At 55.7% G+C, this 24,413-nt stretch carries 16 protein-coding genes and 2 tRNA genes; 16 read left to right on the plus strand and 2 right to left on the minus strand.

The annotated features are described in order from the left end of the window. Positions 1-3 precede the first annotated feature (3 nt). The 10 genes from JXO48_02845 (at position 4) to JXO48_02890 (ending at position 13,417) form a co-directional block, all read left to right on the plus strand. Entirely contained in the window at positions 4-1,518 is a 1,515-nt protein-coding gene (locus JXO48_02845) for an alpha-hydroxy-acid oxidizing protein (protein ID MBN2282807.1), read from the plus strand. 1 nt (position 1,519) lies between these two features. Continuing rightward, positions 1,520-3,682, plus strand: coding sequence for an FAD-dependent oxidoreductase (locus tag JXO48_02850; GenBank protein ID MBN2282808.1), 2,163 nt, complete (start codon positions 1,520-1,522; stop codon positions 3,680-3,682). A gap of 120 nt (positions 3,683-3,802) precedes the next feature. Further along, positions 3,803-5,413 (plus strand): CTP synthase, encoded by a 1,611-nt coding sequence (locus tag JXO48_02855; protein ID MBN2282809.1) that lies wholly within the window; start codon positions 3,803-3,805, stop codon positions 5,411-5,413. A 15-nt stretch (positions 5,414-5,428) separates the two neighbouring features. Continuing rightward, positions 5,429-9,217 (plus strand): SIS domain-containing protein, encoded by a 3,789-nt coding sequence (locus JXO48_02860; protein ID MBN2282810.1) that lies wholly within the window; start codon positions 5,429-5,431, stop codon positions 9,215-9,217. After that, positions 9,214-9,828: an imidazole glycerol phosphate synthase subunit HisH gene (hisH, locus tag JXO48_02865; protein MBN2282811.1), complete on the plus strand. Its 615-nt coding sequence runs from the start codon at positions 9,214-9,216 to the stop codon at positions 9,826-9,828. The genes JXO48_02860 and hisH overlap by 4 nt, the downstream gene beginning before the upstream one ends. Beyond that, positions 9,828-10,652 carry an imidazole glycerol phosphate synthase subunit HisF gene (gene hisF / locus JXO48_02870; GenBank protein MBN2282812.1) on the plus strand — a complete coding sequence of 275 codons (825 nt, stop codon included), beginning with the start codon at positions 9,828-9,830 and terminating at the stop codon, positions 10,650-10,652. Before hisH ends, hisF begins: the two co-directional genes overlap by 1 nt. A 125-nt stretch (positions 10,653-10,777) precedes the next feature. Further along, entirely contained in the window at positions 10,778-12,106 is a 1,329-nt protein-coding gene (locus JXO48_02875) for an FAD-binding protein (GenBank protein ID MBN2282813.1), read from the plus strand. Between the two features lie 39 nt (positions 12,107-12,145). Beyond that, on the plus strand, positions 12,146-13,123 hold the full coding sequence (locus JXO48_02880) for a rhomboid family intramembrane serine protease (protein MBN2282814.1): 978 nt from the start codon (positions 12,146-12,148) through the stop codon (positions 13,121-13,123). 138 nt (positions 13,124-13,261) lie between these two features. Next, positions 13,262-13,335, plus strand: a tRNA-Gln gene (locus JXO48_02885). 7 nt (positions 13,336-13,342) lie between these two features. Further along, positions 13,343-13,417: transfer RNA gene (locus tag JXO48_02890), tRNA-Glu, on the plus strand. Positions 13,418-13,554: 137 nt separating this feature from the next. Here the strand turns inward: JXO48_02890 and JXO48_02895 are convergent. Then, positions 13,555-13,911 carry a hypothetical protein gene (locus JXO48_02895; GenBank protein ID MBN2282815.1) on the minus strand — a complete coding sequence of 119 codons (357 nt, stop codon included), beginning with the start codon at positions 13,909-13,911 and terminating at the stop codon, positions 13,555-13,557. 508 nt (positions 13,912-14,419) lie between these two features. Here JXO48_02895 and JXO48_02900 point away from each other — a divergent pair. From JXO48_02900 to JXO48_02920, 5 genes are all read left to right on the plus strand, one after another. After that, positions 14,420-14,569 carry a hypothetical protein gene (locus JXO48_02900; protein ID MBN2282816.1) on the plus strand — a complete coding sequence of 50 codons (150 nt, stop codon included), beginning with the start codon at positions 14,420-14,422 and terminating at the stop codon, positions 14,567-14,569. Between the two features lie 16 nt (positions 14,570-14,585). Beyond that, the gene (locus JXO48_02905; protein MBN2282817.1) at positions 14,586-16,196 is read left to right on the plus strand and encodes an AMP-binding protein; all 1,611 of its coding nucleotides are present in this window, start codon (positions 14,586-14,588) and stop codon (positions 16,194-16,196) included. Between the two features lie 45 nt (positions 16,197-16,241). Beyond that, positions 16,242-17,309 carry a phosphotransferase family protein gene (locus tag JXO48_02910; protein MBN2282818.1) on the plus strand — a complete coding sequence of 356 codons (1,068 nt, stop codon included), beginning with the start codon at positions 16,242-16,244 and terminating at the stop codon, positions 17,307-17,309. A 351-nt stretch (positions 17,310-17,660) separates the two neighbouring features. After that, positions 17,661-19,925: a cyclic nucleotide-binding domain-containing protein gene (locus JXO48_02915; protein MBN2282819.1), complete on the plus strand. Its 2,265-nt coding sequence runs from the start codon at positions 17,661-17,663 to the stop codon at positions 19,923-19,925. A gap of 44 nt (positions 19,926-19,969) precedes the next feature. Then, a complete protein-coding gene (locus JXO48_02920) occupies positions 19,970-21,229 on the plus strand; it encodes an acyl-CoA/acyl-ACP dehydrogenase (protein MBN2282820.1) in 1,260 nt (419 codons plus the stop codon). A gap of 47 nt (positions 21,230-21,276) precedes the next feature. Here the strand turns inward: JXO48_02920 and JXO48_02925 are convergent, their stop codons facing one another. Beyond that, positions 21,277-22,104: a mechanosensitive ion channel gene (locus JXO48_02925; GenBank protein ID MBN2282821.1), complete on the minus strand. Its 828-nt coding sequence runs from the start codon at positions 22,102-22,104 to the stop codon at positions 21,277-21,279. Positions 22,105-22,366: 262 nt separating this feature from the next. On the opposite strand from JXO48_02925, the gene JXO48_02930 reads away from it, so the two are divergent. Next, positions 22,367-24,232: a GNAT family N-acetyltransferase gene (locus JXO48_02930; protein MBN2282822.1), complete on the plus strand. Its 1,866-nt coding sequence runs from the start codon at positions 22,367-22,369 to the stop codon at positions 24,230-24,232. Positions 24,233-24,413 lie beyond the last annotated feature (181 nt).

A 24,413-nucleotide genomic window follows, 5' to 3' on the forward strand; every position in this document is an offset into this window, starting at 1 on the left:
ACCATGGAGAACAACTGGAAGATCATTCCGTCCTACCACCCCGAATTCGATCTGGACCGTTGTGATTACAGGAACGGTTGTTCCCTCTGCGTGCAGGAGTGCTCCTTCGGTGAAATTTCCCTCAAGGCCGTCAAGGGGAGAGACGGCACCGTGCAGTACCGTCCCTGGGCCAACCTGAGCGCCTGCCATGCCTGCCAGCGGTGCGCCAAGATGTGTCCCCAGAACGCCATACACATCGCTCATGCACCCATGCATTCATCCCACGGGTACTGGACCACCTTTCACGTCGGCAACATCTGGCGGCAGGCGGGAGCGGACGGCGGCGTTCTCCTTGTGGGAACGGGAGCCACCGGTCCCCAGAAACGGTATTTCGACAGCCTCATGTTCGATGCCTGTCAGGTGACGAATCCTCCCATAGACCCGCTCAGGGAACCCATGGAGATCAGGCGGTACCTCGGGCGGAAGGCGGATTCCTTCGGCGGGGAGGTGGGGCCCCAGCTCATGCTCGAGGTTCCCATCATGTTCGGTGCCATGAGCTTCGGCGCGGTGAATCTGCGGGTCCACGAGGCGGAAGCCATGGCCACCCGGGCTGTGGGGACCTACTGGAATACCGGTGAAGGCGGTTTTTACGAAGGATTGCGGAAGTACGGCGCCAATACCATCGTCCAGGTGGCGTCGGGCAGATTCGGGGTCAGTGAAGATTACCTGAAATCGGCGGCGGCCGTCGAGATCAAGATCGGCCAGGGCGCGAAACCCGGGATCGGCGGTCATCTGCCGGGAGAAAAGGTGTCCGAGGCCATCTCGAAAACGAGGATGATCCCTGAAGGGTCCGATGCCCTTTCACCGGCCCCTCATCACGATATCTATTCGATAGAGGACCTGCGGCAGCTCATCTTCGCGATCAAGGAAGCGACGGACTACCGGGTTCCCGTATCGGTCAAGATCTCCGCCGTCAACAATGTTGCCCCCATCGCGACCGGCATCGCCACGGCGGGCGCGGATATTATCGTTATCGACGGCTTTCGAGGCGGTTCGGGGGCGACGCCCCTCCAGATCCGCCAGAACACGGGAATTCCCGTGGAACTTGCGATCTCCGCCGCGGACCGGCGGCTGACCGAGGAAGGGATCCGCAATACGGTGAGCCTCGTTGCGTCGGGAGGGATACAGACGTCGTCGGATGTTCTCAAGGCGATCTGCCTCGGCGCTGATGCCGTTTACGTGGGGACTCCCGTGCTGATCGCCCTCGGCTGCGGCATGTGCCAGCGCTGTTTCACCGGCAGGTGTCCTTACGGAATCACCACGAACCGGCCGGGACTGGCCGAGCGGATCGATACGGAGGAAGCCGCTGCGGCGCTGAAGAACCTCCTTCACGCATGGGGGGAGGAGATAAAGGAATTAATGGGGTCTATGGGGATCAGCGCGATCGAGGCCCTGCGCGGCAACCGCGACCGGCTGCGCGGTGTGGGATTGAACGAGGAAGAATTAAGAATACTCGGCGTGAAGCACGCCGGAGCATGACATGCTGACCATCGAGGCAAAGGGCTTATATTACAAGGCACTGAACCGCCAGATCAGGGAGTCGATCGCACGGGGCGAGAAGCAGATCGTTCTGAAGAACGTCCTGGGACAGCGGTACATCGGCGGCGGCCTGAGCGGTGACGCCACTTTTCTTGTGTATGGAACGCCGGGACAGGACCTGGGCGCCTTCATGAACGGTCCCACCCTCACCGTCTTTGGAAATGCCCAGGACGGCGTGGGCAATACGATGAACCGTGGCAAGATCGTCATCCACGGGAAGGCCGGCGAGATACCCGGTCATTCGATGCGGGGCGGTAAGATATTCATAGAGGGAGATGTGGAGTACCGCGCGGCGATCCACATGAAGGAATATCTCGATGCCGTTCCCTGGCTCGTCATCGGCGGCACCGCCAAGGATTACTGCGGCGAGTACATGGCGGGCGGCAGGGTGGTGGTACTCAATCTTGAGGAACGGAAAGATGTCTCCCCCGTCGGCCACAGTGTGGGGACCGGCATCCATGGCGGTGCCATTTACATCCGCGGAACGGTACGGTCCCACCAACTCGGCCCGGGTGCCGTCTTTACCGACATGAACGGTGAAGACGAAGAATTCCTCAGAAGGGTCCTTGAAGAATACGGCCGTGACATGGATGTTGACCTTACAGGGGTCGTTCCCGGCGACTTCGTCAAGATATCGAAAAAGGGGCACCGTCCCTTTGCGAGTCTTTACACGCCCGGCATGAACATCAAGACGCAGGCCCCCCGCCATATCAACCTCACCCCTCCCTGCACGAACAGCTGCCCCACCGGGATACCGACGCCCGTTTTCCTGAATCTGATAAAGGACGGGAAGGTACGGGAAGCCCAGCAACTGATGGACGAATATACACCTTTTCGGATGTCGGTCTGCGGGACCGCCTGTCCTGCGTTGTGCATGGAGGCGTGCAGCCGGAACGCCCTGGACGGCCCCCTCGAGCTTCAGGAGCTGGCGCGGCGCTACTATCCGGACTTCAACCCCGCCACACCGGAAGAGCCCAGAAAGGAATTGGTTTCGATAATCGGTGCGGGGCCCGCGGGCCTGTCGGCGGCCTGGCAGCTTGCCCGCCGGGGATACCGCGTCAGGGTCTATGATGCGGCGGTCGACCTGGGAGGAAAGGTGCGCAGGGCAATTCCCCGTGAGCGGCTTTCCGACGAGGTCCTCGACCGCGATATCGCACGAATCCGGTCGCTCCCCATTGAATTTATCACGGCAAGCACGGTCGACAGGGAGTCCTTCGTCCTGATCCACCGGCAGAGCGATATTGTCGTGACGGCGACGGGCGCCCATCTTTCCAAGCGCATCGAATATCCCGGTGGAGAAAGGATCAGGTCAGGTCTCCGGTTTCTCATGGATATCAACGAGGGGAATCCCCTCGACCTCAAGGGTGCATCGGTCGTGGTCATCGGTGCGGGAAACGTGGGTATGGACATCGCCTGCGAGGCCTGGCGGCTCGGTGCGGCAAAAGTGACGGCCCTGGATGTTCAGAAGCCCCTGGCCTTCGGAAAGGAGTTGGAGGAGGCAAAGGCCCGTGGTACGGAGATCCTCTGGCCCCGGCGGATAGAAAAACTTGATGAAAAAAACATGTATTTTGCCGATGGTTCATCGATAGAGGCCGATGAGGTGTTCTTCAGTATCGGTGAGGTCCCCGATGCGACGTATCTGCCCGATTCGGTGATGCTCGACGACCGGGGGCATATTGTGACGGAAAGCCTGTCGTTTCAGAGCAGCGACCCGAAAATCTTCGCCTGCGGGGACATCCGGAAACCGGGTCTCATCACGGACGCGGTCGGTTCTGGCCGGCTCGCGGCCATGGAGGTGCATGCCCTTCTCAGGGGTGAACCTTTTGTGTGTCCCGCCTCGGTGCCCCTGCCGCGACGACGGGTCAACACCATCTATTTCGGCGGGGAGACCGATGAGATCGATCGATGCATGAGCTGCGGCACTTGCATTTTCTGCGATAAATGTATAGAGAACTGTCCCCAGAAGGCGCTGTCTCGAAACGGTGAGATATTCACCATCGATTCAACGCGGTGCACGCTTTGCTATACCTGTGTGAGTATATGCCCGCGTGGCGCCATACAGCCGGGATACCTGGATGAAGGTGAGCAGGAAAAGGGCTTCTGAAGCCCTTTTTTACGTGAATACCGCCGCGTGAATGTACGTGGGCGGCGGTTCCCGGTGGAACCGAGAACGGCGGGTGATGTTTCGATGACCGCCCCAGGAGAACCGCGGAAGGAACGTGACATGAGGACAAAATTCATATTTATTACCGGTGGTGTTCTGTCTTCACTCGGCAAGGGGCTTGCCGGCGCATCGATCGGGGCCATTCTTGAATGCCGCGGCCTGCGCGTGACGAATCAGAAGCTCGATCCTTACATAAATGTCGACCCGGGAACGATGAACCCCTTCCAGCACGGCGAGGTGTTCGTTACCGACGACGGCGCTGAAACGGACCTCGACCTGGGCCATTATGAGCGGTTTACGGAAACGCCCATGAGCCATCGCAACAACCTGACGACGGGCCAGGTCTATTTCTCCGTTATAACGAAAGAGCGGCGGGGTGAGTACCTGGGCGGCACCGTCCAGGTGATCCCCCATATCACCAATGAGATAAAGGATTATATCCGGGAGGCCGCGACGGGGTTTGACGTTGCCATAGTGGAGATCGGAGGTACCGTCGGAGATATCGAGAGCCTTCCCTTTCTTGAGGCCATCCGCCAGTTCAGGAATGAGATCGGCAGGCAGAACGCCATCTTCATCCACCTTACCTGGGTCCCCTATATAAAATCGGCCGGGGAGGTAAAGACGAAACCGACGCAGCACAGCGTGAAGGCCCTCCGCGAGATCGGTATCCAGCCCGATATCCTCCTTTGCCGGACGGAGGATTTTCTCTCCCTCGATATCAGGAAAAAGATATCGCTTTTCTGCAATGTGGAGGTGGAGGCCGTCTTTACAGCCAAGGACGTGGAAAGCATCTATGAGGTCCCCCTCATTTATCACCAGGAGGGTGTCGATCAGAAGATAGTCGATCTCCTGAACATCTGGACGGGGCAGCCCCGCCTGGGGGCCTGGGAACGCCTGGTAGAGCGGATCAAGAATCCTTCCCACGAGGTGACAATAGCGATCGTCGGCAAATATGTCGATTGGGCCGATTCATACAAGAGCCTCAATGAGGCCCTTATACACGGGGGTATTGCGAACAACTGCAAGGTGAAACTCCATTTCGTCGATTCGGAGCAGATCGAGCGGGAAGGGATCACGGACCAGTTCACCGGTGCCGGCGGTATCCTCGTGCCGGGCGGTTTCGGGAAACGGGGCATCGAGGGGATGGTGCAGGCCATTACGTACGCGCGCGAAAATAAGGTGCCCTATTTCGGCATCTGCCTGGGAATGCAGATGGCCGTCATCGAGTTTGCCCGGAAGGTCTGCGATATGGATAAGGCTAACAGCTCGGAGTTTGACGCTCAGACCGATTATCCCGTCATTGACCTCCTGCCGGAGCAGAAGAAGATAACGGACAAGGGCGGGACCATGCGTCTCGGTGCCTACGAGTGCCTTCTGGAAACACAATCCTTTGCCTTTGACGCCTATGGAACGAGAAAGATCAGCGAACGCCACCGCCATCGATATGAATTTAACAACGAGTACCGGGGCAGGCTCGTGGAGAAGGGGCTTCACATCAGCGGTTCATCTCCCGACGGACGCCTGGTGGAAATCATTGAACTTGCCGATCAACCCTGGTTCCTGGGGTGCCAGTTCCATCCCGAGTTCAAGTCAAAACCAATAAAGCCCCATCCCCTTTTCCGCAGTTTTATCGAGGCGTCACTTGCATATGCCCGGTCCGCGGCAAAGTGAGATGATCGAGAGGACATGAGAATTGCGGCAATTACCATGATAGAGGCGATCCGAAACCGGCTGCATGGACTGCGGCTCTTTCTGACGGGGTGGACGATACACCTCGGAAGAGACCCCGTCCGCTTACCGCCGAAGGCGCTTATAATATTCCCCCTGCAACGGGAGCTGATCCCCTGCGGGCTGGTTGGCATCCTGACGGTGAAAGGGACGGCGGCCGCGGGAGGAACGGCACTTCTGAACGAGCTCGACCGCATCCTTGAGAAGGTTTTCGCGAACGGCCTGGAAGGAGTGGGTGAACGTGCCGGTGACGGATACCTGGGTGGACGTTCGGTCCTTCTCTCCCTGGAACGGGTTGTGCTGGCCCTGAAACGTAACGGTGCCCTGGAAGATATTTTCTTCTCGACGGACGCTGAAGAAACGCTGGCGGGGCTTTCGCGCCGTGTGAGCATCTTTCTTCAGGAGGAAGAGAAGCGTATCGAAGAGAAGGCAGGGACCTTTTCCACGGCCGACATGGAGCGCATTAACAGCTTGCTCATGATGCTGAAGGATTTCGCCTGGGGGCTGGAGAAGGATATTCTCGACGGCTTGGAACAGGTTCGACATCTCGCCCGGAAGGCCGGTGACATGAAGCCTGCCGCTTTCAGGAAATACCGTAATGTCAATCTGCTCCTGAACGCTCTGGACCGGCTTGAAGTGAGGGGCAGGGACTCGGCCGGGGTACAGCTTACCCTGGGTGTTCCAGACGGCTCGATCCTCGCGGGGATAATCGAGATGATCCACGAGAGAGGCCTCGGTGCCCAGTGGGATGAACGAACGCGGCCGGGTGATCTGAAGGATGGCTCAATTCACGTTTCGGACTGCAACGGGGAGACACGGACGGCGATCGTCGGTTTTACCTATAAAAAGGCGGCGGTAACGGGAAGGCTTGGAGAGAACGGAGGTTACCTGCGGGAGCGGATCGGTTCCGATGAGATCCTCCGTATCTTCCTGAACGACCCTCGCGTTTCGGACCGGTACCTGGGCCACACCCGGTGGGCCTCGGTGGGCTCTATCACGGAGGAGAACTGCCACCCCATCAACAATTATGTTGCCCCACGGAATGGAACGGCGACGGCCGGTCCCGGAGCGGCGGTCAGGGAATATCCGCGATACGGAAAGGGTGCCTGGACGATCAATGCGGTCCTGAACGGCGATATTGATAATTACAGCGACCTTCGGGCAGAGCTGGAACATGAGCAGCCCGACAGCATCGGCAGGAACATAACGACGGACACGAAGATCATCCCCTTGCGGATAGAACGCTATCTCCTGAAGGGACACGATTTTCGCGAAGCCTTCCGCAGGGCCGTGAACGACTTCGAAGGGTCCCATGCCATCGCCGTGGAAAGCAACCTGGAGCCGGATTCGGTGTTCCTGGCGCTTCGCGGAAGCGGGCAATCCCTGTACGTCGGGATGTCACCCGGTCAATACATCTTCGCGTCCGAACTGTACGGCCTGGTGGAGTTGACATCATCATTCATCAAGATGGACGGTGAGCGGGAGCGCATACCGGGTGACGAAAGAACGAGAGGACAGATCTTTATCCTGTCAAGGGACACCGGGCATGGCGAGGTGCCGATCCAGGCCTGCTGTTACGACGGCCATCCCATCGAATTGTCGGAGGAAACGATAAAGCGGGCGGAGATCACCACCCGGGATATCGACCGGAAAGAATATCCCCACTACCTGCTCAAGGAAATCATGGAATCGCCGCTGTCGGTGAGAAAGACATTACGGGGCAAATATCTCATATCGCGAGACGGGCGGGGTGCCGCATCGGTATCCTTCAACCTCGGTGATGATATTCTGCCAAGGCATCTCGTCGATGCATTGCGGGCGGGAACGATCAAGAACATCCGTGTCATCGGACAGGGCACGGCGGCCGTCGCGGCGGCGGCGATCGCGGATTCCTTCCGGCGGTACCTGCGGGGGCTCGATATCACCGTTGAGGCCGGCACATCCTCGGAACTGAGCGGGTTTTCCCTCGATGACGATCTCTCACAAACCCTCGTCATCGCCGTAACACAGTCGGGAACAACGACGGATACCAACCGGGCCGCGGCCATGGTGAAAGAGCGGCGGGCGCGTCTCATCGCCATCGTAAACCGCCGCCAATCGGACATAACCCATGTCGCCGACGGTGTGTTCTACACGAGTGACGGCAGGGATATCGAAATGTCCGTAGCGTCGACAAAGGCCTTTTACGCGCAGATCGTGGCCGGGTACATCATGGCGCTCAATTTCTCCTGTATTCTGGGTGTCATGTCCGAGGAACGGATCGCCCGGGAACTTTCGAACCTTGAGGTGGCGCCGGAGAAAATGATGGTCCTTCTGTCGCGCAGTGACGTGATCCGGGAGTCCGCGTGGAAGGCCGTGAAGAAAAAAGTGTACTGGGCCGCCGTGGGAAGCGGTCCCAACAAGGTCGCCGCCGACGAGATCAGGATAAAGCTCAGTGAGCTCTGTTATAAAACGATATCCTCAGACATAGTGGAGGACAAGAAACACATAGATCTCTCCGCAGAGCCGCTGATCCTCGTCTGCGCCGCGGGCAATCCGGAGCCTGTTACGGAGGATATCGTCAAGGACGTTGCCATATTCAAAGCCCACGCGGGCTCCGTCGTGGTGATCGCCGCCGATGGTGAGACACGGTTCGACGCCGTGGCCGATTCGGTAATTCCCGTACCGGTTTCCACCTATCCGACGACGGTGATCCTGAACACCCTGGCGGGGCACCTCTGGGGATATTACGCCGCGTGCAGCATCAACGAGGACGCGGAGTTCTTCCGAGATTTCCGTGCCCGCCTGATGCGGAGGCTCAACGAGATAGACCGCGAGGGGTTTTCGCTCTTCGAAAAGTTCGCGGATCGGGAGCTGCGTCGGATGATCAATGAATTCTCCGCCGCCTTTCACGGGCGCCGGAAAGCCGGGGAATTTTCCTCCATGTCCGTCGATACCGCTTCGGACATGACACTGCTTCTCAAGTACGCGGCCGGCAAACTGCTCCTCGAGGATTTCTGGGACGAGTTCGAGGACAGGCGTCCCTCCTCGTCCCCCCTGGACATGCTCGATATCTGCCTGGGGAAGGCCATAGACGAGCTGGCCCGCCCGATCGACGCTATCAGGCACCAGGCGAAGACCGTTACGGTGGGAACGAGCAGAAAAGGAGAAATGGTGCGTGGTATCCTGTTCGATTTCCTTCGAACGCGCGGTTTCTCTCTTGAAAATCTCACCACCAGAGAAGGATTCACCCTGCGGAGGTTGCAGGAGGCCATATCGGAGATCAGGGGATACACCCTCTATCACGTGAGCGGCATCGATGAAACGGGAACCCCCACGGATGCGTCAACCATCGTCATTGCCGACCGGGGCGGTGTTTCCTCGACGATGAGATCGCGCGCTGAAAAGCCGACGCCGCTGATGGGGACGAAAAAGACCCTTGTAAAGGACGGCGAAATATACGCGGGTCTCGGCAAGTCGGACAAGGCGCCCGTTCTTATCGTCCCCCTTCTGGGAGAGGGCCGGAATGTTACCTCTATCCTGCTGTTGCACGTGGCATTCAGGGAGGATCTGACCGCGGTGGAGAAACGGAGCGCCCTTGGTGAAAAATATGGAAGAATCAAGGACTATATCAATGAATGCAACATAGAGTGGCGTGATGCCTATCTTGATGCGCTCCCTGTGGGATTTCTCCTTGGCGAGGGTGTGGATGTGGTGGCCGGGGATATCCTCGGACGACTGGATGCAAAGGGGGAAGGGAAACCGTGATAGCCATAATCGATTACGGTGCGGGGAATCTCCCGTCCGTTGAACGGGCCCTGAACCACCTGGGTGTTCCCTGCCGGGTCACCGACAGACCCCTGGATATCTTTTCCGCGGACCGGCTCATTTTCCCCGGTGTGGGGGCCGCCGGATCGGCCATGAAGGTCCTCGCGTCACGGGGGTTGGACAGGGTGATCCACGAAGCGGTGTCCCGTGCCGTCCCCTTCCTCGGCATCTGCCTGGGGGCGCAGATCATCCTCGGTTACAGCGAGGAGGATCGGGTCCCCTGCCTCGGCCTCATCCCGGGGAATGTCCGGCGGTTTCCGCCGGGAGACCTGAAGATACCTCATATGGGGTGGAATGACATCGCGCTTCGAAGACCTCACCCGGTCCTTGCAGAACTCGGTGAAGAGGAGCAGTTCTATTTCGTCCATTCTTTTTATCCCAGCCCCGATGATGAGGCATTCGTCATCGCCGATACGGAATACGGGACCATGTTTCCTTCCGTTATCGGGAAAGACAATATCATTGCCGTACAGTTCCATCCGGAAAAGAGCGGCCCTTGCGGGCTGCGCCTGCTGAAGAACTTTGCCGGGTGGGATGGGAGGACCGGCTGATGTTGAGCAAACGGATCATAATCTGCCTCGATGTCCGGGAAGGACGAACGACGAAAGGCATCAGGTTCAAGGACAATGTCGATATCGGTGATCCCGTCGCCATGGCCCGCGAGTATTACGAGCAGGGCGTTGACGAGCTGGTATTTTACGACATTACGGCGTCATCGGACAAACGGGATATCCTCATCGATGTGGTTGCGCAGGTCGCGCGGAACATATTCATTCCCTTTTCCGTCGGCGGCGGGGTGCGGACCCTCGATGACATGCACCGCGTCCTTGACGCCGGTGCCGAAAAGATCAGTGTGAACACGGCGGCTGTTCAGAATCCGGAACTTATCTCCGAGGGTGCCCGTATCTTCGGGAGCCAGTGCATCGTTCTCGGCATGGACGCCAAAAAGGTGGAGCGGACCGGCGCGATCCCCTCGGGATATGAGATCTGGATCGACGGTGGAAGGACCCCGACGGGTATCGATGCCCTTGCCTGGGCGAAACACGCCCAGGAAGCGGGAGCGGGCGAGGTCTGCCTCAATTCGATCGATGCCGACGGGACCAACGAGGGGTATGAACTCACGCTGACGGCCTTGATGTCGAGCTCGCTTTCCATTCCCATCATTGCCTCCGGCGGTGCCGGAAAACCGGAACATCTCAGGGATGTCTTTACCGGGGGCCGTGCCGATGCGGCCCTGATTGCTTCCATGGTGCACTACCGGCACTACCGGGTCGGCGAGATAAAATCCTACCTTCATGAACAGGGGATCCCCATTCGTGTCACACGCGACGTATCCTTTGCCGGTACCGGCGACCTCTCAAATAGCGAAGGATGACGCACAACGGAGCATGTGGATGTTTTGCGAAGCCGCCAATTATCGGTTCACATAAATACCTTTTTGTCGGATAATGAAAACACCCGTGTCTCGAAGACCGTAAAGAACGTTCAGGGAGGAATACCGTGCATGACTTCGACGTATTGATCATCGGGTCCGGCCCCGCCGGTCTCTTTGCGGCCCTGCAGCTGGAAAAGAAAGGGGCGGGCAGTATCGCCGTCTTTGATCGGAACAGCTATCCTGCCGGCGGTCTCCTGAACGACGGAAAGCTCAATTTCGATCACCGGGTGGGCATCGATATCGATGGTCTCAAACTCGACCGGGACGAGGCGCTGCGGCTGATGAACGACGTAAAACAGATCTTCACGGCCTTTCCCCTGTGCCGCCAGGTCACCTTTCCCGACAGGGGCCGGAAGATAGAATCATTGAGGAAAACGGCCGGGGAGAACGGCGTCGATTTTATCGCTCCGGAACAATGGCACTGGGGGACCGACAACGGCAAAAAACTTGTTGATTATCTGCGGGGGCTCCTCGGAAAGACCAGCCTTTTCACCGCTACAGACGTGGAGGACATAGAGATCAAGGACGGACGGTACGTTCTTGCCTGCCGTCGCAAGGGGAAGATCATCCGGTACCGGGGAGCCGCGGTGGTGGCGGCGCCGGGAAGGGGTGGCGCGTACTGGTTCCGGGACGTGGCGAAAAGGATCGGCATAGACATCCAGTTCGGTCCCATCGACGTGGGGGTCCGCCTGGAACTGAACCGCAAATTCTACGATGCCGTGACCGATGCGGTCTACGATCCGAAATTTCTGTTCCGTACCCGGCGTCACGACGACCGAGTACGGACCTTCTGCACCAATCCCGGCGGCAGGGTCCGCGATGAGTTCTACGGTGACTTCCGGCTGATCAACGGAGACGCGCTCTGGAAGCGCAAGACGGAAAATACGAATTTTGCCCTTTTGAACACGGTTTCACTCACAAAGCCCTTTTCGGATACCACCGAATTCGGACAGATGATAGCCCGCCAGTTTCACCTCCTGGGCGGGGGCCGGCCCATCGTTCAGCGTGTCGGTGATTTTCGTGAGGGAAGGAGGAGCTCGCGGTCCCGGTTTGACAGTGAAACAAGCCACTTCAATGTCTGCCGTGCCACTTACAGGGCCGTGCCCGGCGATATCACCCTCGGCATGCCGGCCCGGATCATCGATAATCTCTGGGAATCACTGAAAACGCTCGACAAGATCGTCCCCGGCATTCTCCATCCGTCGACGCTTCTCTATGCGCCGGAGATCAAGTTTTTCGACACCCGTTACCCGACGAGCCGCTTTCTGGAAACGAACCGTCCCGGTCTTTTCGTGGCCGGTGACGGGGCGGGAAAGAGCCGGGGGATCGTCGGCGCGGCCCTTTCAGGCATTCTCGCCGCCGAGGGGATCTCCCGGGGTGGATATTGCCTGTGAGCAGAATGGATATCCCATCACCGGTATGGAGCTGAGTTCATGATCCCCATTCGAGACACGGTCCCCACGAAACACTACCCCCTTGTCAACGTCACCCTCATCGTCATCAATGTCGTCGTTTTTCTTCTGGAACCGTCCCGTCTCGCGGACCTTCAGGAATTCGTCTTCCATTACGGACTGGTGCCTGCCCGCTACACCGTTGAAGCCATTGCGGAGCGATACACCTTTTTCCAGCAGGCGTTCTCGCTCCTTTCCTTCATGTTCGTTCACGGGGGGTTCTGGCATCTTCTCGGGAACATGTGGTTTCTCTATATCTTCGGCGACAACGTCGAAGACCGCCTCGGCCCTCTGCGCTACCTGGGTTTCTACCTGCTCTGCGGGATCTCGTCGGGGCTCCTGCACGGGATTCTCAACCTGCACTCAACGGTTCCCACCGTCGGGGCGAGCGGTGCCATCGCCGGCGTCATGGGTGCCTATTTCATCCTGTATCCCCGGTCACGGGTGCTCACGTTCGTGCCGCTGATCATCATTCCCTATTTCTTCGAAATACCGGCTGCCTTTTTCCTGGCCCTCTGGTTCGTCATACAGTTCGTCAGCGCCTTTTTCGGCGGGGCCATGGGAGGAGGAGGCGTTGCCTGGTGGGCTCACGTGGGAGGCTTTGTCTTCGGTATCGTTCTCATACTGCTTTCCGGCGCGCGCTCAGGGGGATGGAAGGGGGATCCCCTGGGACGGGTCGTTACCCGGAGGAAGACACCGCGCCTGCATGTCGTCAGACCTTCGAGAGGAGGGAACGGCGGCCTTGACGTGTATGGAACGATCGTCATTACCCCCGCCGAGGCCCGGCGGGGAGCGAAGAAGCTGGTCAATATTCCCGCCGGCTTTCAGCGCCGGATATTCAACGTATCGATCCCGCCCGGTGTCGCAAGCGGTGTCACGCTCAGGCTCGCCGGCGCCGGGGGGAAGGACGAGGAGGGCCGCCGGGGAGACGCCTTTTTGAAGGTGACCGTGAGGGAATAAGACCGGCCGCAGCAGAATGAGGAAGCCCGACGACACTCTGAGCGTCCGTGTATGACAAAGCCAAAATTCCCTTGACTTTTCTTCGCTCTTTGACTATCGGTAACGCTTTAATAATATACCGATCTGACGGTTTCGTATTGGGGGATCGTCTAGCGGTAGGACTCAGGTCTCTGGAATCTGCAACCCAGGTTCGAATCCTGGTCCCCCAGCCAAAAACATGGTCCCATCGTCTAGCGGTTAGGACGCTGGCCTCTCACGCCGGAAACCGGGGTTCGATTCCCCGTGGGACTACCAGTAGAAACAAGGGGTTAGCAAGGTAAAAGCTGGCCCCTTTCGTTTTTAAAAATTCCAACCATATTTCCAACCTCTGAAACATACTTTACCTTATTTGTACTTTTCTTACTTGCTGCCACTTTCTTACACGGGACTTATCAATTACCGTTGAATGGATATTCCAATACGATTATTTTTTCCTGGTCATCAACGTTTTGTTTGACGGGGCATGTCAGCTTGATGTGCCATGAAATTCCTTGGTCGCTGATTTCCCAGTTTTCCAGATCGAATCGCATTTTCTTAAGACGGGGCAGACGTGAGAGATCTGCGAGGATCGCTTTTACTTCCTGGGCTGTAAAGTCGCTTCCTATGAGTTTGCGGAGAACACCGCGGATAGTGGCTGAATTCTGTGTGCAGGTGTAAAAGATGATGGAAAGGTCAGCCATGTGCCTGACAAATACCGTTTTTACCAGCCGATAAAGTTCCTGACGCCGATACATCGATTCCATCGACATTCACCTACCTCATACATAATTGTACATAATGCATTTCTTCATATTATTCAAGTGAATCGTCCCCGATACCTGAACCACATGTTAGGTTAGGGTTTTTCATTTTGAGGGCTCCCCGATTCTTGGACCATTTTCGTGGGGGCGGATCACGGTCAATAACTGACCAAAACCGAACCCCTGATGAAATAAAAAATAGAGCGAACGTTCGATATTTTTATTGACACGTGAAAATTTGCCGCGTATGATGCCTCTGGTTTTACTCATTACTTCAATCCGGAAAAAAACATTAATATTGCATAACATCTTGATATTGTGGAAGTACAAACCATGTCTCATCGTTTCTGATTTGGCTCTTAAGCGATTGTTTCTGATGTCTGTACCGGCTGGCCTTTCGAAGGGATGCCGTTTAGTTTATCCAAGGAAAACAGTAACTGTAAAAATTTTGACATCTCACCACAACTGTGAGGAATGGTCAGCTGGTCGCTTGGTTGATCATCTAAAAGGGGATTCGATGCGAACCTTCAGCAACCGGCTGGATGTGGCCGGTCCATACCGGAGCGGAGGTGTTCGCATGGATGTAATGTACAATCATAAAAAGGAGGGGAAAAATGTCGGGGAAAAAGAGTTCTATGAATGTAAAACCACCTTTACAATGGCCTAAATCAGGCGTCATCACGGTGAATTACGAGGGTGAGATTCAGGATGCATGGGCGTGCAGATACGGGAATCTTACCGAGATCATGAAGGCCGGGGTCGCAAAATACGGTGACAAAGAAATGTGGTATTTCCCGGATTTCGGCATTCGGTGGTCTTTCAATGAGTTCGATGAAGTTGTGAATAACGTCGCCTGTTGTCTGAACGATGACTATGGCATCCGCAAAGGGGACCGGGTCGCCCTGATGATGACGAATGTTCCCGAGGCATTCGTGAGCTATCTGGCGTTATCGCAGATCGGAGCCATTTCGGTGATAATCAATGCACGGCTGGCGCCTGAAGAAGCGGAACGTCAGTTTATGGATTCCGGCTGTATCGCCGCCGTCATAGAGACAGGTCTCTGGGAGAGCATCCAGAAGGTGATCACTTCCACACCGGAGATCAAACATGTGTTCGTAACGGGAGACGAGGCGCGCGGCCAGGCAAAACCGTTCGTGGAATTGATGAAAAAGAAGGCCTCAAGAGAACTGCTGGTCGATGTGAGTGAGCGGGACATATGCAGCATCATTTATACTTCCGGCACGACGGGCAAACCTAAGGGCACAATAATCCTGCACCGCGCATTGGTTAATAATGCCATGAATTCGATGAGTGTCGCCGAAGGAGTATTCCATGCACATCCTGATGAATGGAGACAACTGGTCGTGACTCCCTTCTTTCACGTGACCACGCTGCATACATTGATCAATTTCACCTTGATGGGCACCAGTTCGGTCGTGATATCCACGTTTAAACCCAAAGAGGCCTTGGACCTCGTGATAGACGAGGGGATAAACTTCATGGTGATCGTGACGGCGATGTTCTGGATCTTCCGTTTACAGCCGCGATATGCGGAGCTGGTAAAGGCCAACAATCTAAAATATATTCTGCAGGGAGGATCTCCGATGCCTCCGGAAATGTTTAAAGAACTGTTCAAGGATTTTCCAGACGCGACGATCGGGAACGGATATGGTTTTACTGAAGGGGCATCGCTCGGATGGTTCATGTCCCTGTCGGGAGACTGGGATACATTGATTAAAAAGGCGGGGAGTGTGGGAGGAGTCGCAGGAAACAGCCTTCTGAGGATCGTGGACGAAAACCTGAACGATGTACCTCGAGGGCAGACCGGTGAGATATTGGCTTCCAGTCCCGGCATCAGCCCCGGTTACTGGAATCTGCCTGAAGAAACGGCGAAGAGCTTCATTACCGGGGATGACGGAAGAAGATGGTTCCGTACCGGAGATCTTGGCTATATTGACGACGACGGGTATACCTTCCTGGTGGACCGTGCAAAAGACATGATATGCCGCGGCGGAGAGAATGTCTATTGCGTGGAACTTGAGAATCTCATCAGCCAGCACAGCAAGGTTTTGGAAGTCGGCGTGGTGGGCGTAGCGGACAACGTATTGGGTGAAAAGATCAAAGCCGTGATCTTTCCGATTCCGGGGGAACAGGTTACCGAGGAGGAAATAAAAGATTTCTGCAGAGGGCGAATAGCTGATTATAAAGTGCCTGACTATGTCGTCTTCATCAATCAGATGCTTCCCAAGAACCCGGGTGGAAAACTGATAAAGAAAGAACTCAAGGAAATGTGATACGGTAAAGGAAATCCATTCATGGCGAAAGACAAGGAGATGTGGATGAATACGACTGACGAGGCAGTATCTGCACGAAAAGGAGAAGAACTCGATATCGGCGAGCTGAAGACCTTTTTGAAAGACTCTCTGCCGTCCATGAAGGGGGATGTTTCCCTCAAACAATTCCCCGGTGGACATTCAAACCTGACCTATCTCGTCAGGATCGGAGAGGAGGAATTGATCCTTCGAAGACCGCCGATCGGAAGAAAGGCCAAAACCGCTCATGACATGAATCGTGAGTACAGGATCCTCAATGCTTTGCGCGATGTGTTTCCCTGGTGCCCGACCCCGCTGGTGTACTCGGATGATGAATCCATAATGGGCTGCCCCTTCTATCTGATGGAGCGTATCAAGGGGATGGTGATCAGAAAAAAACTTCCTGATGGAGTCACATTCAGCCCCGATCAGGCACGCGCATTGAACGAAAACATGATAGATGTTCACGTGCGGTTGCACTCCGTCGATTATAAAAAGATCGGCCTGGGAAATTTCGGGAAACCCGACGGGTATGTAAAACGCCAGGTTGAAGGCTGGAGCGAACGCTATCGGCAGGCCCGCACCCCCGATGCTCCGGATTGTGAGGACATAATGACCTGGATACATGAGAACATGCCTTCCGATTCGGGCCGCGCGGCCATCATCCATAACGATTTCAAGCTTGATAACATGGTCGTGGACGTTGATGATCCCACCAGGATCGTCGGTGTGCTGGACTGGGAGATGTCGACCATCGGCGATCCGATCATGGATATCGGAAATATCCTGGCATACCAGGTCGAGGAAACCGATCCGCCCGACCTTAAAATGATGCGCTTCATGCCGGAGCCCATTGAGTTTGCATTGACCAGGAAAGAGCGGGTCGATCTCTACGAAAAGAAGTCCGGTTTATCATTCCACGATATCAACTTCTATTACTGTTTCGGATTGTTCCGCCTGGCGGTGATCGCCCAGCAGATTTACTATCGGTATTACCACGGTCAGACGTCGGATAAACGGTTCGAGATGATGGTTGTGGGGGTCCAGATCCTGGAGCGGGCGGCCAAAAGGACGATCGAACAGGGATTCAAGTAATAGACCGGGATTATCCGGGTGAACAGGGACACCACTTTATAAGAGATCACGTATACACGGGTTGTTTTCTCGCAGGGACGTATTACGGGAAAACAACCCGTCAGAACCCGGGGAACGTCGAGACGCTTTTATTTCATTGAAAGAATGAATTGTTTTCCTTATACTCCACAATATTTCATCATTAATTTGAATTAAAATTAGGTTTATCTTCGAAAAAGCAGCTTTCGAAGCCTTGAACCCTCGAACCCTCGAACCCTTTATGGTGTCACCCGTCGATTCATGACTGCTCTACCTGTCTTTACCAGGTCCTTGCTTGTTTAAAACAGGTTAAACCGTCAAGGAGATACGTCGATGCAAGACAACCATATCGTTTCAACTGGTGACGATAAGGTAGCATGTCTGAAAGCCACCGAACTCTTCAAGGATTCCGACGAAGCAACACTCGAGCAAATTGCAGCGGCCGTTGAATTGGTGACGTTGAGAAAGGGAGAAATACTCTTCCGGGAAGGTGACCCTTCTGATGGCATGTATATTGTACAAAGCGGCCGGTTACAGGCATTCACAAGCCGGCGTGGTGGTGTCGAGGTGGTGCTGGGAGAGATCGGAGAGCATTGCACGGTCGGTGAAATGCAGATCCTGGCAGGAGGGAAACGGACGGCAGGCATACGTGCCCTCACAGATACTCGATTGGCGAAACTTTCTCAAAAGTCTTTCGATGAGATCACTGCAAAGGATCCCCGGATCGTTCATGAAATGATCCAGCTCACCCGACGGCGGTTGCGACGCAACGAACTTGCCATGATGCTTACCGCGGTGTTCGGTCACATGAATGAAAAAATTCTCTGTTTGATCGAATCCGAGATGGAGTGGATCCGGCTTGAACCGGGCGACTGCCTTTTCAGGGAGGGCGAAGCGGGGGACAGTCTCTATATCGTCGTCAGCGGCCGCCTGAAAGCGGTGGCTCAGGACAGCGAGGGCAGGGAACGAACGGTTGGCTACATTCTCAGAGGAGAAAGCGTCGGTGAAATGGCCGTTTTTGCTGAAACGCCCCGATCGGCCACCGTGTACGCAATGCGTGAGAGCGAACTTGCCGGGTTGACAAGAGAAACACTGGAAAGAATTCTGTCCAAAAATCCGCAGGTGATGCTGGCGATCACGAAGATCATTATCGACCGTTTGAGAAAAACGATCACCTCAGCCATGCCGGAAACGACGGGACTCAACCTCGCACTGATCGCCGCCGGTCCCGATGTTCCCCTGTCCGATTTCGTTCTTCGTCTTACCACTGCAATGTCGAAATACGGTGATACGCTGCATCTGAACAGCGAACGACTGAACAGTGTCTTTGAAACAAAAGAGATCTCAGACACGGCAAAGGACAACCCGTTCCACATCAGGCTCTCAATATGGCTTGACGAACAGGATGCGCGATTCCGCTATGTAATATACGAAGCTGACCGCTCGGCATCGAACTGGACGGATCGATGCATCCATCGGGCCGATAGGGTCATGATCGTTGCGCGGTCAGCAGACACCCCGGCACTGGGTGAATCAGGTGCATTGCTCAGGAAACGCAAAGAGGATGACGCATCGTTCCACCAGACCCTGGTCCTACTGTACCCGAACGGCAATACCTTACCTTCCGGAACAAAACGCTGGCTTGATATTGGAGATTTTGCAGAACATCACCACGTTCGATGGGATCATGATGAAGATTTTGAACGATTGGCACGGTTCATCACGGGGAATGCGGTCGGCCTTGTCCTGGGAGGGGGGGGCGCACGCGGTTTCGCTCATCTCGGGGTTGTAAAGGCATTCGGGGAACTGGGAATACCCATCGACATGGTGTGCGGAACCAGCATGGGCTCGATCATTGCGGCCTTTCCCGCCATGCAGTGGAACCACGAAACCTGCCTTGAAAAATGCAAACGGTCCTTCATAGACATAAATCCGTTGAACGATTACACCCTGCCGATTGTCTCGATCATGAGAAGCAGGATGCTTGACAACCAGTTGAAAAATACCTTTGGAGATACACAGATCGAGGATCTGTGGATAAATTACTTCAGCGTTTCAAGCAATCTCAGTACGGCAGAGGTGGTGGTTTCCCGAAGGGGGCCCCTCTGGCGTGCCGTTCGCTCAAGTGTCTCACTGCCGGGAATCGCCGTTCCCGTTATTCATGGTAATGAATTGCTTGTGGACGGCGGCGTTCTCAACAATGTCCCGGCGGACATCATGCGGGAACTCTGTAACGGTTTCGTCATCGCCGTGGATGTCGGCAAGGAACGGAGCATGACCATTGATATGGAAGAAATTCCGTCACCATGGAAAATATTTTTTAACCGGTTATTCCCCTTCAAGAAGATTCCTCCCGTTCCCGGCATGTTGCAGATATTGGGACAAACGACACTTCTGGGCAGCATCAACCGGGCCCATACAACCATGAAGGACGCCGATCTCTATCTCCAGCCTCCGGTCGAGCAGTTTTCGCTTCTGGAATGGAAATCACTCATGGATATCGCCGAAACGGGATACCGATACGCGAAGCCGGAGATCGAGAACTGGCTGAGCTGTGATCCCGAACGAAAATGCCGCATCATGCCCGTTAAGGCCTGAAAGAGGAACGGTGGAAGGATCGAGGGATCGGGTCGGGGGGGGAAATGAGATACCGCAATCCATTCCTCAAGAACATTACGGCGTCACCGGCGGAGACGCACGTCAGACGCCTGGTGCGGAACTGGGCGGACCGTGTCGTCATTCCGCAGCGCAGACTCTTTGACGAGGACTGGAAGGAACACGAGATCATCGAGCCGGCGATCAAATCGCTCATTGCCGATATGGGGTTCCAGAAGGCCCTGTTCCCCGCGGAATTCGGGGGGTGGAACCTGGGGCAGAGCGATTCCCCGGCCACCTTCGCGGGCTGGCTCCTTGAAGAAGTGTCCCGGGCCGATTCCGGGATCTGCATGTCACTGGTCCTGTGCTTCTGGCCCCTGGTCATGATAACCGTAAAGCCCCACATAAACCGGCGGCTCTGTGCCGAATTCGCGCCGCTCTTCAAATCCGATAAACCGCGCTTTGCCGCGATCGCCATGACGGAACCGCAGGGCGGGTGTGATATAGAGAATATCGGTCTGCTTCGGGGACGGACGATCCGAACGACGGCCCTTCGTGACGGTGACGAGTGGGTCATAACCGGCCATAAGCTCTGGCCGAGCAACACGGGGGGAACGGCGGACCTCTTCGGCGTGGTATGCACCACCAATCCCGGTTCGGACGATGACAGGGATATCGCCTATATCTATGTGCCGGCGGACCTGCCCGGTGTTACCCAGGGCGCGCCTTATGAGAAGGCGGGAATGGCGGCGGACCGTAACAGCGATATCTGGTTTGAAGATGTTCGGGTGCCGCTGTGGTACCGGGCCTGGGGACCGGGCCTGGACGCGCTCTATTTCAAGGAGGTCATGGCCTTCGGCGGCCTCGCCTCTCAGGTCTGCACGGGGGTCATGATCAATGTCTATGAGATCCTCAATGACTTCTGCTCACGGAAGACACTGCGGGGGGTGCCCCTGAAAGAACATGATGCCGTGGCCGCAGAACTGTCCGAGATAGTGACCGCCCTTGAAACCTGCCGGGCTGCCGCCTTTCACCTGGCCTCGGTGCTTGACCGTCCCGACCGCCATGGCCCGCGGTGGAGCGACGAGATCATTGCCCGATCACGTGCCTGCAAGATGTTTGTGGCCGACACCTGTCTTCGTGAGTGTGAACGGGCCATGGAAATACTCAGCGCCTATGGTGCCGACAGCGAATGGGACATAGAAAAACACTGGCGGGACCTCAAGATCGTTCAGCTCTTCGAAGGGGGGAAACAGCTCTGCCAGATGGAAACCGCCCGGTATTACTTCGACTGCAAAACACTCTGAAACCCGCTGTTTCCAAGCGGTGTGTTTCGGGATATGTGTAAGTTTGTTTAAGAAGCCTCCTTCTTCATTTCATACATGTGGACATCCTGCTGCGGGAAGGGAATGGTGATGCCTTCCTCGTCGAACCGTTTCTTGACTGTTTCTCTCAGGGCAAAGAACAGGTCCCAGTAATCAGCCGATTTGATCCAGGGTCGAACGGCAAAATTAACGCTGCTGTCCGCCAGCTCGACGATCGCCACCATGGGGGCGGGTTCCTTCAGTACCCGGGGCTCGGCCGCGAGAATGTCGAGAAGCACCTTTTTCACTTTCTGAAGGTCGTCTCCATAACTGACACCGAAGACAAGGTCCAGCCGCCGTGTTTTTTCCGCGGTGTAGTTGATGATGATATCACCGGAAAGCTTCGCGTTGGGAATGATGATGACACGGTTGTCGGGCGTCTTGAGGGTGGTGGTGAATATCTCGATCTTCTCAACGCTCCCGGCAATGCCGGCGGCTTCGATATAATCACCGACCTTGAAAGGACGGAAGATGAGAACAAGGACCCCCGCGGCGAAATTCGCCAGTGAGCCCTGCAATGCCAGGGCGACGGCGAGACCGGCGGCACCGATAATGGCGATAAGGGAAGCGGTCTGAATGCCCAGTTTACTGAGGGCAGCTATAACCACTACCGTCAGCATCAGGACATAGGCGAGATTGGTGACGAAGGGTATGATGGAAGCATCTACCTTTGACTTCTCCAGGAGCTTTCTGATGAGCTTCCTGAGAACCTTGGCGACCCAGCGCCCGATCACGAATATCAGGATCGCGGCGATGATGTTGAGCCCGTAAAAGGCGGCCCACTCCTTGAGTTGTGGGATGATGGTGTTTACGTCCATAAGCCGGTCCTCCTTTTTGTGTGGGTAAGTGTGGAATGATACAGAAAAAACTCATTATTGCCTATAGTTATTTTTGAGTCCTGCGTAAGATGTCCATTAATTTAGGTTTTCCTCCCGTTCAGTTAACGTGCCGGTCATCATGGCATGGGAATTGCATATTTAATGTAGGGTTTCTTCGGGAACCCGGTATTTCTGAAAACGATATAATATCAAGGTGTTGGGAGTGAGATCCTCCACGTGCCGTAAGATCGGGAGTTGTGTTATGTCAGCCTATGACCCCTCGGATTGGAGACGCAAGGTAGTCTCTCCTGAAAAAATAATAGAAAAGATACGGCCGGGTATGAAGATATTTCTCGGTACCGGCGCCGCCGAGCCGCGTACCCTGGTCAGGCACCTCAAAGAATCAAAATCGACAAACCTGAGAGACCTGGAACTGATACAGCTTCTGAGCCTTGGCGAAGCGCTGCCGACCGACAGGGATTATAACTATAAATACCGGCTGAAGACCTTTTTCTCGGGGTGGGTCGCCAGCGAGGCCATCGCGGCGGGCAGGATCGATTACATCCCCGGCTACTTTTCAAAGATCCCCCTCATGGTGAGCACTGGTGTCATCGATATTGATGCCGCCTTTGTTCAGATCACGCCGCCTGACGAAAAGGGGTTTTGCAGCATCGGCGTTGCCGTTGACATGGCACGGCGTTCAATGGAACGGGCTTCACTGGTAGTGGGTGAGATCAATGAAGCGATCCCCTTTACCATGGGGGATACCATCGTGCATGTCAATGAACTCAATTATCTCGTTCAATCCACGGAACCGCCCCTCTATTTCCCGCGCATCCCCCCTTCGGAGGTGCACGAACGGATCGCCGCGCACATCGCCACCGTTGTTGAAGACGGCAGCTGCATATCCTTCGCCATCGGCCCCATATTTGACGCCCTCTGGAAATGCCTTGCCCACAAGAAGAACCTCGGCGTTCATTCGATCATGATGACCGACGCCCTCATGGACCTTATCAAGAGCGGCGCCGTGACAAACAGGAACAAGCGCATCTTCCGGAACAAGAGTGTTACCTGCTACGCGCAGGGAACACCGGAACTGTATGCCTGGCTCGACAGGAACCCGCTCATCGAGTTCCAGGGTATAGAGGTGGTGACGAACCCGGCCGTCATCGGCGACAATGACAGGTTTATCAAGATCCTCCCGGCCCGCAAAGTTGACCTGACCGGCGGCATCGCCCTTCAGTTCGGTAAGGGGAACGTTACGCTCGATTCCGGCGAAGTAATGGAGATATATTCCGGGGTCGAACTGTCGCGTGGGGGGAGGTCCGTCTTTGCCCTTCCGAGCCGTAACCTGCGCGGTGAGTCGAATATCATATCCTCCGTGCGCGATCTGCCCGGTCAGTTCTCGAACATGCAATCCCTCGACCTCATTGTCACCGAGTACGGCATTGCGTCGCTGAAGGGACGTACCGTGCGGGAGCGATGCCTGGCCCTGATAGATATCGCCCATCCCGATGACCGCCGGTTGCTGGTCCAGAAAGCGAAGGACCTGAACATTCTCTATCCCGACCAGATGTACATCATCGAATCGGGGCATCTCTATCCCGATGACGTGGCAAGCACTCATACGTTCAACAACACGGCCACCATTCGGTTCCGGGCCATCAAACCATCCGACGAGGATGGCATGCGGCGCCTCTTTTACCGGTTTTCCGACAGAAGCATCTATTATCGCTACTTCAGCCCCATATCGATCATGCCCCACATGAAGATGCAGGAATATGTGAATGTGGATTTCAAGCGCACCATGTCCGTTGTGGGCGTCGTCACTGATGATTCGGGTGTCGAGCGGGTCGTGGCAGAGGGTCGTTATATGAAACTCAAGGACGGGCCCTATGCCGATGTCGCCTTTATCGTGGACGAAAAACTCCAGGGTCTCGGGATCGGCTCCTATCTGCTGGCGATGCTCATCGGGGTCGCCCGGAAACGGGGCATTCCCGGGTTCAAGGCGGACGTCATCACCGACAACAAGCCCATGCTGAAGGTCTTTGAAAAGACAGGTTTTCCCATGAAGGCCATGGTCCGTTGCGGTGTATACGAACTGACCATCCCGTTCCCCGAGGAATGATCCCGCAACCTTACATCCATCTCACATCCATCTTGACAGGCTTATAACGTGCAGGTATTCTGTGACAACAAAGAACAGCGGTTATGAGATACGCTGTTGAAGGGGGTGAGGTCCTTTCACGTAATGCTTTTTTTGTTTTGATGGAAAGGAATCCAGCATAACAATAAAGAAAGGAGGTACC

This window comes from Deltaproteobacteria bacterium, from assembly GCA_016933965.1.
In the GTDB taxonomy this organism is placed as follows: Bacteria; Desulfobacterota; Syntrophia; order Syntrophales; family UBA2210; genus JAFGTS01.

Bases quoted from the DNA above. Each gene is read 5' to 3' on its own strand.
- JXO48_02845 (MBN2282807.1), top strand. From the start codon at position 4: ATGGAGAACAACTGGAAGATCATTCCGTCCTACCACCCCGAATTCGAT.
- JXO48_02850 (MBN2282808.1), top strand. From the start codon at position 1,520: ATGCTGACCATCGAGGCAAAGGGCTTATATTACAAGGCACTGAACCGC.
- JXO48_02855 (MBN2282809.1), top strand. From the start codon at position 3,803: ATGAGGACAAAATTCATATTTATTACCGGTGGTGTTCTGTCTTCACTC.
- JXO48_02860 (MBN2282810.1), top strand. From the start codon at position 5,429: ATGAGAATTGCGGCAATTACCATGATAGAGGCGATCCGAAACCGGCTG.
- hisF (MBN2282812.1), top strand. From the start codon at position 9,828: ATGTTGAGCAAACGGATCATAATCTGCCTCGATGTCCGGGAAGGACGA.
- JXO48_02880 (MBN2282814.1), top strand. From the start codon at position 12,146: ATGATCCCCATTCGAGACACGGTCCCCACGAAACACTACCCCCTTGTC.
- JXO48_02895 (MBN2282815.1), bottom strand. From the start codon at position 13,911: ATGTCGATGGAATCGATGTATCGGCGTCAGGAACTTTATCGGCTGGTA.
- JXO48_02900 (MBN2282816.1), top strand. From the start codon at position 14,420: ATGCGAACCTTCAGCAACCGGCTGGATGTGGCCGGTCCATACCGGAGC.
- JXO48_02910 (MBN2282818.1), top strand. From the start codon at position 16,242: ATGAATACGACTGACGAGGCAGTATCTGCACGAAAAGGAGAAGAACTC.
- JXO48_02915 (MBN2282819.1), top strand. From the start codon at position 17,661: ATGCAAGACAACCATATCGTTTCAACTGGTGACGATAAGGTAGCATGT.
- JXO48_02920 (MBN2282820.1), top strand. From the start codon at position 19,970: ATGAGATACCGCAATCCATTCCTCAAGAACATTACGGCGTCACCGGCG.
- JXO48_02925 (MBN2282821.1), bottom strand. From the start codon at position 22,104: ATGGACGTAAACACCATCATCCCACAACTCAAGGAGTGGGCCGCCTTT.
- JXO48_02930 (MBN2282822.1), top strand. From the start codon at position 22,367: ATGTCAGCCTATGACCCCTCGGATTGGAGACGCAAGGTAGTCTCTCCT.